The organism is Pseudomonas sp. PS01299 (assembly GCF_029960145.1).
GTDB classification, from domain to species: Bacteria; Pseudomonadota; Gammaproteobacteria; order Pseudomonadales; family Pseudomonadaceae; genus Aquipseudomonas; species Aquipseudomonas putida_A.
The window spans coordinates 1-10,707 of sequence record NZ_JASCPO010000204.1; the positions used below are offsets into that span (position 1 = coordinate 1).

The following is a 10,707-nucleotide window of genomic DNA, read 5'->3' on the forward strand; positions in this document are numbered from 1 at the left end:
GGCTTGCTCGCGAAGGCGGTGTATCAGTCGCTATATGCGCCGACTGACACTCAGTCTTCGCGAGCAAGCCCGCTCCCACATTGGTTTTTTGTTTCATTCAATAGGAGAGGGCATGCGCGATTACAAGTGGCTGCACGAATACTGTCTGAACCGCTTCGGTTCGGCGGCTGAACTGGAAGCCCATCTGCCCGTTCCCAAGACTCCCGCGCAACTGCGCAAGATCAGCGACGATCGTTACCTCTCGACCATGGCCCTGCGCGTGTTCCGCGCCGGGCTCAAGCACAGCCTGGTGGACGCCAAGTGGCCGGCCTTCGAAGAAGTGTTCTTCAGGTTCGACCCGGAAAAAGTCGTGCTGATGAGCGCCGAACACCTCGAACGCCTGATGCAGGACGCGCGCATCATCCGCCACCTGGGCAAGCTCAAGAGCGTGCCGCGCAATGCCCAGTTCATCCTCGATGTGGAAAAGGACAAGGGCAGTTTCGGCGCGCTGATCGCCGACTGGCCGGTGACCGATATCGTCGGTCTGTGGACCTACCTGAAAAAGCACGGGAGTCAGTTGGGCGGGCTGTCGGCGCCGCGCTTCCTGCGGATGGTCGGCAAGGACACGTTCGTGCCGAGCTACGACGTGGTCGCGGCGCTGAATGCACAGAAGATCGTCGACAAGGCGCCGACCAGTCTGCGCGATCTGGCGATTGTGCAGAACGCGTTCAACCAGTGGCATGAACAGAGTGGTGGGCGGCCGATGAGCCAGATTTCGATGATGCTCGCGTACACCGTCAACCATTAAGACCGCGTCGCCCCATTCGCGAGCAAGCCCGCTCCCACAGGATTCTTGTTGAAACACAATATTGTGATCGACACAAAAACTGTGGGAGCGAGCTTGCTCGCGAAGGCGTCAGCTCAGGCGGCGGAAATCTCGCCCTCGCCAGCCAGCTTGCGATTCAACTGATACCGCCACCGCACATACAGCAGCGCCGAGCAGAACAGCGCCAGGCTCGCGGCCATCTCCAGCACGCCAAACAGTTGCCGGTTCGGGTCATACGCTGCCAGTGCGCCCTTGATGAAATACAGATTCACCACAAAGCACATCCACGAGTGCGCACGCGCGTTGCCCATCAGCATCCCCGGCGCAAGGATCAGCCACGGGATCAGCTCGACCAGCAGGATCACCCACGGTCGGGCGCCGTGCAGGTCGGCGAACACCAGGTAGTAAGCGGCAAGCAGCCCGGCGAGGCCGAAGAAGCACAACAGGCTGACGATCCGCATCGCCTTGACGCGGGGTTCGAGCCACTCGACGGAGGGCAGGACTTTCGGCTTCTTCGCCACCCTTAGCCCTCCAGTTTTTGCGCGGTCTTGGCCAGGCGTGCGCCGAGTGCGCGACACAGCGCCATCTCGTGCTGATCGAGACCTTTCTTGCCATCGGCCCCGGCGTGATGACTGGCGCCATACGGCGTGCCGCCGCCCTGGGTTTCCAGCAGCGCCGACTCGCTGTACGGCAGGCCGGTGATCAGCATGCCGTGGTGCAATAGCGGCAGCATCATCGACAGCAGGGTGGTTTCCTGACCGCCGTGCAGGCTGGCGGTGGAGGTGAACACGCCGGCCGGTTTACCAACCAGCGCGCCGGTCAGCCACAGGTTGCTGGTGCCGTCGAGGAAGTACTTGAGCGGCGCGGCCATGTTGCCGAAACGCGTCGGGCTGCCAAGGGCGAGGCCGGCGCAGTTCTTCAGGTCATCGAGGGTGGCGTAGAGCGCACCGTCTTCCGGTATGTCCGGGGCGACCGCCTCACACTCGCTGGAAATCGCCGGTACGGTACGCAGGCGCGCTTCAAGGCCAGCCTGTTCGACGCCGCGGGCAATCTGCCGGGCCATTTCATTGGTCGAACCGTTGCGGCTGTAATACAGAACCAGAATGTACGGCGTGCTCACGGCAGCAACTCCAGAATCTGCTCCGGTGGACGGCCGATCACGGCCTTGTTGCCGACTTCCAGAATCGGTCGTTCCATCAGTTTCGGGTGTTCGGCGATGGCGGCAATCAATTGCGCTTCGCTGAGGCTCGTGTCGGCCAGCTGAAGCATTTTGTATTCATCTTCTCCCGTGCGCAGCAGTTGCCGTGCGCTGATGCCGAGCTTGCCGAGCAGTGCCTTGATTTGCACCGCATTCAGCGGGGTTTCGAGGTAACGCACCACGTTCGGGGTCAGGCCACGGGCCTCGAGAAGTTCCAGCGCGCCTCGGGATTTCGAGCAGCGCGGATTGTGATAAAGCGTCAGATCGGTCATGGCGGGTCGCTTCTGGCGTAAAGTGGCGGCTATTCTAACTGTGCAGCGCGCAATCCAGAACCTTCAGAGGCGATGGGTCGCAGGCGCATTCAATTTTTGACCAGGGAACATGACATGACACGGCGATTGGCAGCGGCATTGACGATAATCGGGGCGTTGATGCTGGGGGGCTGCGGCAATGACTACGGCATTGACCAGAATGGTCAGAAGGTTGCGTCCGAGCGTCTGGACAAACAATGGGTAGTCATCAATTACTGGGCCGAATGGTGTGGCCCGTGCCGCACGGAAATTCCTGAGCTCAATCATTTGGCTGACGAACTCAAGAGCAAGAACATCGGCGTGTTCGGGGTCAACTTCGACAACGTCCAGGGTGAAGACCTGAAGAGCGCCAGCGAGAAGCTGGGCATCAAGTTCACCGTGCTGGCGCAGGATCCGGCGGACCTGTTCGACCTGCCGCGCAGTGAGGCCTTGCCGGTGACCTACATCATCGACAACAAGGGCAAGGTGCGTGAGCAGTTGATGGGCGAGCAGACGGCGGCGGGGGTGATGGCCAAGCTGGAGGCGTTGCAGGCGACAAAGTGAGCTGCCTCTAAAGAGCAACCCTCACCCCAGCCCTCTCCCAGAAGGAGAGGGAGCTGACCGAGGTGTCTGGCGCTTCCATCGACCTGGAAGATCGTGTCGATTATGGATTCAGCGAAGATCCTTCAAGTCGGCGCACACTTTCAGAACCCCCCAATCAGTTCCCTCTCCCTTTGGGAGAGGGTTAGGGTGAGGGTTTGGCGTTCTTGAGGGTTAACCCTCTTCCAGCCACCAGCGCAACGGCTTGCCTTCGGCCGGCCAGAAGCGCATCTGCTCGATCGGCGAGATGTCCCAGCGCTCAACGCCTTGCAGCGCCTGCAGGAAGCGTTGTTCCTGCTCCATCAGCGCCGGGGCGCAGAGTTTGCGGGTCTTGCCGATCGGGCCGAAGCTCAGCTTGTCACCCTCGAGGGTGTACGGTGCGAACCAGTGGTTGCAGCCGCCATTGCCGTATGCGCGGCCATCGTCACCGAGGGTCACGGTCAGATGGCTGTAATCCATCAATGGCCGCTCGCCGATCCACTCCAGAATGTAGCTGCGATTTTGCTGCAATTGCACAGGCTCTGCGGCGCAGCCCACCAGAGCGGCACCGACCAGCAGCGGCAGGGCAAGGCGTTTCATCACGCAGGCTCCTGGCATTTCGGGCACAGGTGCTTGTCGCCGACGGCTTTCCAGCCCAGCTCGGCGATGCGCGCCGTGGCGGCCGGTTTCTCGGCGGTCTTGCCCAGCTTGGCGTCCACCGCGAACTCGAAGTTCAGCTCTTTGGCGCAGCTGTCGCAGTTGACCTGCCAGGTGTGGATCGCCAGTTCGCCGAAGACCGGGCCGGTGGTCATCGCGGTCCATTGGCCCGGCGGATTGATCAGGTGGCGCACGGTGTCGACGGTCAGGCGCATGGACAAGTCCTTGCTGCCTTTGAGGGTGACCAACAGGACGTCACCGTTGCGGATCGAGCCACCGTTGCCGGTAACCTGATAGCGGCCCGGTACGAGGGCGCGGCATTCGGTGAGGGTGTGTTGCGGGTTCATCAGGGTGTAGCGGAAATCGTGTTCGACCATGGGTCCTCCAAATCTGCGCGACATGCTAGCACGGGCTGGATTGCAGGATGGCGTACGCGTGCGACCTTCGATCCGGTTCAAATCGGCTGGCGCTCATGGCAAACTGCCGCCCTTCACTCTGAGGGAACGGAACATGGCGCTGATCGAATGTTATGAATGCAAGCGGAGCATCAGCTCGGAAGCAAAGGCGTGCATTCATTGTGGTGCTCCGATGGCGCAGCAGCACGAGCACACACCGGCGCAAGCCGCCGCCGCGACGATTTCATTTGGCAGCCTGCCGCGCAACAAATCCGTGCCTGAAGCCTTCGTCCCGGCGCCAGCCCCGGAGCCTGCGCCGAAAGTCACACCGGCCGCGCTCGGCCGCCGTCGTCGGCAACCCGAGCCCGCACCTCAACTTCAGCCCAACGCCGACGGTTCGCGGCCGGTGGAAGGCTGGTTGAAGATCATGGTGTTCCTGCTGCCGATGGTCTTTGTCTGGTTCCTGCTGCGTAACGGTCATTCGATGAAGCAGCGCTTTTTCGGTTTTGGCTGGCTGGCGTTGCTGATCCTGGCCTCGTCGCTGTCGCCGAAGTAAACCGGCAAGCCTTCAACCCTCGACCTGGTTCTGCGGTGCACCTGCAGCCCAGGTCGCGATGTTGTGCAGGGTGGTCGCGGCAATCGCGCCCAGCGCTTCATGGGTCAGAAACGCCTGATGCGCGGTGATGATCACGTTCGGGAAGGTCAGCAGCCGCGCCAATACGTCGTCCTGCAACGGCAAGTCGCTGCGATCCTCGAAAAACAGCTGCGCCTCTTCTTCATACACATCCAGTCCCAGATAGCCCAATTGACCGTCCTTCAGGGCGTCGATCAGCGCCGGCGTGTCGACCAGGCCGCCGCGTCCGGTGTTGATCAACATCGCCCCCGGTTGCAGGTGTGCCAGTGACTCGCGGTTGATCAAGTGTTTGCTCTGGGCGTTGAGCGGGCAATGCAGGCTGATGATTCGTGACTGCGCGAGCAGCTCCGGCAGACTCAGGTAACGTGCGCCCAGCGCCACGACCTCAGGGTTTGGGTACGGGTCGTAGGCCAGCAATTGGCAACCGAAACCGTGCATGATTTTCGCGAACGTCGCGCCGATCTGCCCGGTGCCGACGATGCCCACGGTCTTGCCCACCAGATCGAAACCCGTCAGGCCGTGCAGCGTGAAATCGCCTTCGCGGGTGCGGTTGTAGGCGCGGTGCAGGCGTCGGTTGAGCGCCAGAATCAGCGCCACCGCGTGTTCGGCCACCGCATGTGGCGAGTAGGCCGGTACCCGCACCACGGCCAGCCCGAGGCGTTTTGCCGCGAGCAGATCAACATGGTTGTAGCCCGCCGAGCGCAGGGCGATCAGCCGTGTGCCACCGGCGGCAAGGCGTTCCAGCACCGGCGCACTGAGGTCGTCATTGATGAAGGCGCAGACCACCTCGTGCTGCTCGGCCAGGGCGGCGGTGTCGAGACTGAGCCGGGCCGGCTGAAAGTGCAGTTCTATCCCGGTCGGACATTCGGCGCCGAGGAAGCTGTCGCGGTCATAGGTCTGGCTGCTGAAAACGAGCGTGCGCATGAATTCCTCCTGGAACGGGGTGGCGAGTCAGCGTTGACGGCCACCACTTTAACGGCGGATGCCGCTGCCGGCATTGCCGTGGATCAGGCGCTGATCCTGGCTTGCGTCGCGAGTCGATTGATCGCCCGCTCCAGTTCTTCCAGCGCCACCACTGCCTTCGGATCGCCCTGTTTGAGCAGGGTTTCACTGCGCTGACAGGCCGCGCGTAACTGCGGCACGCCACAATATCGGGTCGCACCGTGCAGGCGATGCACGCGCTCGATCAGTGCGTTCTGATCCCGGGCTTCACTGGCGGCACGAATGGCTTCGCGGTCAGCCTCCAGCGAGGCGAGCAACATGGCCAGCATGTCGGCTGCCAGATCGGCCTTGCCGGCGGCCAGACGCAAGCCTTCTTCGTGGTCGAGCACCGGCAACTCACTGCCACCCGCCGCGCTGTCGCTGGCCCGTTCCGTTCCTTGATTGCGCAAGGCCAGACCGGTCCACTTCAGCACCACTTGCGCCAGTTGCCGCTCGCTGATCGGCTTGGTCAGATAGTCATCCATGCCGCTTTGCAGCAAGGCGCGTTTTTCGTTGGCCATGGCGTGGGCGGTGAGGGCGACGATCGGCAGCGGTGTGCTATGCCGTTCGCTTTCCCACTGGCGGATAGTTTCGGTGGTCTGGCGTCCGTCCATGCCCGGCATCTGTACGTCCATCAGCACCAGATCGAAGGATTCGCTCTGCACCGCTTTGACTGCTGCGTAGCCGCTTTCCACGGCCAGAACCTTGGCGCCCATGTCTTCGAGCAGGGTCTGCACCAGCAACAGGTTGGCCGGGTTGTCGTCGACGCACAGCACTTTCGGTGCACGGCTCGACAGCGGTTCACCCGGCTCGTTACGCGGCTGGCGTGGATTGGCCAGATCGGCCAACGCCCGACGCAGTTTGCGCGTGCAGGCTGGTTTGGCTTGCAGCTGGCTGTGCGGGTTGGGCACCGAGAGATGGAACAGCGTCTGTTCGGTGGTCGGGCACAGCACCAGCACTTTGCAACCGAGGTGTTCGAGGTCCCAGATATGCTGATTCAGGCGCTCCGGGAGCATGTCGTTGCTGGTGATGCCGAGCACCGCAAGATCGATCGCCTGATCGGTCTGGTGCGCGCCAGTGACGCCGTTGGTCAGGCTCTCCAGCGTATTGAACGGCGTGACGTCGAGGCCGCAGTCTTCCAGTTGATGCTGCAGGGCCTGACGTGCCAGTTCGTGATTTTCCAGCACCGCCACGCGACGCCCGAGCAGTGGCGGGCCCGGCAGGTCTTCGCTGTCGTCGCGGGTTTTCGGCAGGCTCAGGCTGATCCAGAATTCCGAGCCTTCGCCCGGGGTGCTGTCGACGCCGATTTCGCCACCCATCTGTTCGATCAGACGCTTGGAGATCACCAGACCCAGACCGGTACCGCCGGGTTGGCGCGACAGCGAGTTGTCGGCCTGACTGAATGCCTGGAACAACGCGCGCACGTCCTGACTCGACAGGCCGATGCCGGTGTCCTGAATGCTGATGCGCAACTGCACGCTGTCTTCGTGTTCTTCTTCAAGCATGGCGCGGGCGACGATGGTGCCTTCGCGGGTGAACTTGATCGCGTTGCTGACCAGGTTGGTGAGGATCTGCTTGAGGCGCAGCGGGTCGCCGACCAGTGACAGCGGCGTGTCGCGATAAACCAGACTCACCAGCTCCAACTGCTTGGCGTGGGCGGCCGGGGCCAGGATGGTCAGGGTGTCCTGCAGCAGATCGCGCAGGTTGAACGGGATGTGGTCGAGCACCAGTTTGCCGGCCTCGATCTTCGAGAAATCGAGAATCTCGTTGATGATCCCCAGCAGGCTGTCGGCGGACTTTTCGATGGTGCCCAGATAGTCGAGCTGGCGCGGCGTCAGTTCGCTTTTCTGCAACAGATGCGTGAAACCGAGAATGCCGTTGAGCGGCGTGCGGATCTCATGGCTCATGTTGGCGAGGAACTCGGATTTGATCCGGCTCGCCTCCAGCGCCTCTTTGCGTGCCAGATCCAGTTCGATGTTCTGGATCTCGATGGTTTCCAGATTCTGCCGCACGTCTTCGGTGGCCTGATCGACGCTGTGCTGCAGTTCTTCGCGAGCGTTCTGCAGGGTGCCGGCCATGCGGTTGATGCCCGAGGCGAGCTCGTCCAGTTCCTGACTGCCGAGCGGTGGCAGGCGGGTTTCCAGATGACCGTCCTTGAGCTGGGCAACTGCCTGTTTGATCTGGCTCAGCGGGCGGTTGATGGTGCGGCCCATGCGCAACGCGAGCAGGGCCGCGCCCGCCAGACCGGCGGCAATCAACAGCAGGCTGGCAAACAGGCTGCGATAACCGCGCAGCAGCATGCCGTTGTGCGACAGCTCCAGTTCGACCCAGCCGAGCAGACGGTCGGATTCTTCGGGGATCAGATCACCAGCGAGGTTGCGATGCTTGCCGAACACCGGCATCAGGTAACGGGTGGCGTCATTGCCGCTGCGCCGTTGCAGTTGTGCACTGTCACCGCTGGGCGCCTGATTGAGCATGGTCGGGCCGGCGTGCGCCAGCGGTGTGCGGTCGGGGGCGAGGAAGGTGACGGCGCGCACGTCAGGTTGTTCGAGGGACTGGGTGGCGATGCGTTCGAGCAGATCGGTGTTGCCATGGCCCATGGCGGGCGCCACCAGCGGCGCCAGTTGTTCGGCGATCATTTCACCGCGCTGCATCAATTGGGTCTGCAAATCGGACTGTTGCATCCAGGTGAAATAGCCACCGAGCACCAACGCCATCAGGCTGGTGGGCAACAGGGTCAGCAACAACACGCGACCTTTGATTCCCAGTTTCTTGAGCACACCCATCTCCTGCATCCCGCTGAACTGTTGACTCGCATGTGCGTCCGGCACGCGACATTGGCGCAGTGTAGCGATTTGCAGGCAGGCAATCTTCGGAAAAATCATGTCGCCATTGGTCGGCGCGGCCTGGCGCGTTTGTCCGGCCGGTCAAGCTTGGGTTGCCCGATGGCGGGCAATCTTGAATAATCGGCCAACTGAGAATTATTAGCAGATACTCATGACTCCTGTTTCCACCGACCTGCCACGCATTCTCGCCATTGAGGACGACCCGGTGCTGGGCGCCTATGTTCACGAGCATCTGGGCCGCAGCGGCTTTGCGGTGACCTGGTGCCAGAACGGTCAGGAAGGGCTGAACATTGCGCGTCACCAGCCGTTCGACGTGGTGCTGATGGACATTCTGCTGCCGGGGCTCGACGGCCTGAAGGTGCTGACGCAATTGCGCCAGAGCCATTCGACGCCGGTGCTGCTGATGTCGGCGCTGGGCGCCGAGGCCGACCGCATCAGCGGTTTTCGCCTGGGCGCCGATGATTACCTGCCCAAGCCGTTCAGCATGGCCGAGTTGCATGTGCGGATCGAGGCGATCCTGCGCCGGGTGGCGCTGGATCGGCGCCCGGCAGCGATTGCCCCGGCTGCGATCCACGGCGCGCTGCGCTTCGACGACGAACAATGCGAAGTCTTCTATAACGCACAAGCCGCCGGTCTGACTCGCAGCGAATACCGTCTGCTGGAAACCCTCAATCGCAACGACGAAGAAGTGCTGAGCAAGGCCTTCCTTTATCAGCATGTGCTGCAACGTGGCTATGCGGCCCACGACCGCAGCCTCGACATGCACATCAGCCAGATCCGCCGCAAACTCAAGGCCATCGGTTACCTCGAACGGGAAGTGCGCACGGTGTGGGGCAAGGGTTATGTGCTGAGTGCCACCGATGAAAATCTCTGACCTGCCGGGGCGGCATTCGCTGTTCTGGAAACTGGCGTGTCTGCTGGTAGCGTTCTGTCTGTTGATGATCTGGCTGAGCTGGTCCTGGGGCCGCTACATGGAAGAGCGCAACCAGTATCTCTCCGACGAGGCGCGCGGCACTCTGAGCCGTTATGCCGGCGAAGCCGAGCGGGCGTGGCAGCGCGGTGAGCGCGACGGGGTCGATAACTGGTTGCAGAGCATGGAGCTGCGCGAAGCCGCCTGGGTCGGGGTGATCGACCGCAATCTGCAGTCGTTGAGCAGCGATCCGCTGAATGAACAGGAAATCCAGCACCTGACCTTTTTACGCGGCCTCGACTGGCCGATCCACAAGCAAGGCCGGCCATGGCTGCGCGTACCGTTTCCGCAGAATCCGTCCGCCGGCAGTCTGGTAATCGAGTTGCCCGAGCGCTTCCTGCCGGGGAAATACCGGGTGTTCTGGCGGGTGATTACCAATGGCGTGATTCCGGGGCTGTTCACTCTGTTGCTGTGTGTCGGCCTGTATCGCTTGCTGGTGGTGCCGCTGAACAATCTACGCAAGCAGGCCAATGCGTGGCGTGCCGACCAATTGAATGTGCGTCTGTCGAGCGGCATTACCCAGCGCCCGGACGAACTCGGTGAACTGGCGCGGGCCTTCGATTCAATGTCCGAACGCCTGCAATCCACCGTCGCCTTGCAACAGCAATTGCTGCGCGACCTGTCCCATGAACTGCGCACGCCGCTGAGCCGGCTGCGCGTGGCCAGTGAAAGCGAACAGGATCTACGGCAACTGCGCGAGCGCATCGGCCGTGAAGTCGACGGCATGCAACGACTGGTCGAAGACACCCTGCAACTGGCGTGGCTCGACACCGAGCGTGCGCCGCTGCCGGACGAGGCGATCCAGATTCAGGCGCTGTGGGAAATGCTCACCGACAACGCCTGTTACGAAAGCGGCTGGCCGAGCCTGCAATTGCAGTGCGCGGTGCCGGCGTCGTGCTGGGTGCGCGGCAATCTCAATACTTTAGCGCAGGCGCTGGAGAACATTCTGCGCAACGCCATCCGTCATTCGCCCGAGGGCGGCATTGTGCGCCTCGATGGACGGCGTGACGGCGATTACTGGCATTTATGGCTGGAGGATCAGGGCGGCGGGGTGGCCGAGGGCGATCTGCAACGGATCTTCTCACCCTTCACCCGTCTCGACGGCTCGCGCCCGGGGGACGGCGGGTTTGGTCTGGGGCTGAGCATTGCGAGGAATGCGGTGCAGCGTCAGGGTGGGATGGTGTGGGCGGAGAATGGTGGGGCGGGGTTGCGCTTGAATTTTCGGCTGATTGCCGATGACGGCGGCGTGACGGCTGACGCCTTCGCGAGCAAGCCCGCTCCCACAGTGGATGTGTGTCGTCCGCAGATTGTATAACCAACACCGTCACCCTCCTGTGGGAGCGGGCTTGCTC

At 62.4% G+C, this 10,707-nt stretch carries 12 protein-coding genes; 5 read left to right on the top strand and 7 right to left on the bottom strand.

Annotated elements, in window-relative coordinates; all coding sequences use genetic code 11:
* Nucleotides 1-112: 112 nt before the first annotated feature.
* Complete coding sequence (locus tag QMX91_RS24655) at nucleotides 113-787, top strand: DNA-3-methyladenine glycosylase I (protein WP_098965089.1); 675 nt, start codon at nucleotides 113-115, stop codon at nucleotides 785-787.
* 113 nt (nucleotides 788-900) lie between these two features.
* Here the strand turns inward: QMX91_RS24655 and QMX91_RS24660 are convergent, their stop codons facing one another.
* From QMX91_RS24660 to arsC, 3 genes are read right to left on the bottom strand one after another with little or no spacing between them, the layout of a single operon-like run.
* Entirely contained in the window at nucleotides 901-1,326 is a 426-nt protein-coding gene (locus QMX91_RS24660) for a DUF2069 domain-containing protein (RefSeq protein WP_098965087.1), read from the bottom strand.
* A 2-nt stretch (nucleotides 1,327-1,328) separates the two neighbouring features.
* Nucleotides 1,329-1,925 (bottom strand): NAD(P)H:quinone oxidoreductase, encoded by a 597-nt coding sequence (wrbA, locus tag QMX91_RS24665; protein WP_139054871.1) that lies wholly within the window; start codon nucleotides 1,923-1,925, stop codon nucleotides 1,329-1,331.
* Complete coding sequence (gene arsC / locus QMX91_RS24670) at nucleotides 1,922-2,275, bottom strand: arsenate reductase (glutaredoxin) (RefSeq protein ID WP_098965083.1); 354 nt, start codon at nucleotides 2,273-2,275, stop codon at nucleotides 1,922-1,924. Before arsC ends, wrbA begins: the two co-directional genes overlap by 4 nt.
* A gap of 114 nt (nucleotides 2,276-2,389) precedes the next feature.
* On the opposite strand from arsC, the gene QMX91_RS24675 reads away from it, so the two are divergent.
* Complete coding sequence (locus QMX91_RS24675) at nucleotides 2,390-2,857, top strand: TlpA disulfide reductase family protein (protein WP_096796797.1); 468 nt, start codon at nucleotides 2,390-2,392, stop codon at nucleotides 2,855-2,857.
* A 210-nt stretch (nucleotides 2,858-3,067) separates the two neighbouring features.
* Here QMX91_RS24675 and QMX91_RS24680 read toward each other — a convergent pair whose 3' ends face one another.
* Entirely contained in the window at nucleotides 3,068-3,472 is a 405-nt protein-coding gene (locus tag QMX91_RS24680; protein WP_098965082.1) for an META domain-containing protein, read from the bottom strand.
* Nucleotides 3,472-3,906, bottom strand: a complete 435-nt coding sequence (locus QMX91_RS24685) for a hypothetical protein (protein WP_025112952.1) — start codon at nucleotides 3,904-3,906, stop codon at nucleotides 3,472-3,474. Before QMX91_RS24685 ends, QMX91_RS24680 begins: the two co-directional genes overlap by 1 nt.
* A gap of 133 nt (nucleotides 3,907-4,039) precedes the next feature.
* Here QMX91_RS24685 and QMX91_RS24690 point away from each other — a divergent pair, with 133 nt between their 5' ends.
* Complete coding sequence (locus QMX91_RS24690; RefSeq protein WP_103368748.1) at nucleotides 4,040-4,480, top strand: hypothetical protein; 441 nt, start codon at nucleotides 4,040-4,042, stop codon at nucleotides 4,478-4,480.
* Nucleotides 4,481-4,492: 12 nt separating this feature from the next.
* Here QMX91_RS24690 and QMX91_RS24695 read toward each other — a convergent pair whose 3' ends face one another.
* Nucleotides 4,493-5,482 (bottom strand): 2-hydroxyacid dehydrogenase, encoded by a 990-nt coding sequence (locus QMX91_RS24695; protein ID WP_139054873.1) that lies wholly within the window; start codon nucleotides 5,480-5,482, stop codon nucleotides 4,493-4,495.
* 83 nt (nucleotides 5,483-5,565) lie between these two features.
* On the bottom strand, nucleotides 5,566-8,319 hold the full coding sequence (locus QMX91_RS24700; RefSeq protein ID WP_098968440.1) for a response regulator: 2,754 nt from the start codon (nucleotides 8,317-8,319) through the stop codon (nucleotides 5,566-5,568).
* 217 nt (nucleotides 8,320-8,536) lie between these two features.
* On the opposite strand from QMX91_RS24700, the gene QMX91_RS24705 reads away from it, so the two are divergent.
* Nucleotides 8,537-9,259 carry a response regulator transcription factor gene (locus tag QMX91_RS24705; RefSeq protein ID WP_098965077.1) on the top strand — a complete coding sequence of 241 codons (723 nt, stop codon included), beginning with the start codon at nucleotides 8,537-8,539 and terminating at the stop codon, nucleotides 9,257-9,259.
* Nucleotides 9,246-10,670, top strand: a complete 1,425-nt coding sequence (locus tag QMX91_RS24710; protein WP_098965075.1) for a sensor histidine kinase — start codon at nucleotides 9,246-9,248, stop codon at nucleotides 10,668-10,670. The genes QMX91_RS24705 and QMX91_RS24710 overlap by 14 nt, the downstream gene beginning before the upstream one ends.
* Nucleotides 10,671-10,707: the final 37 nt, after the last annotated feature.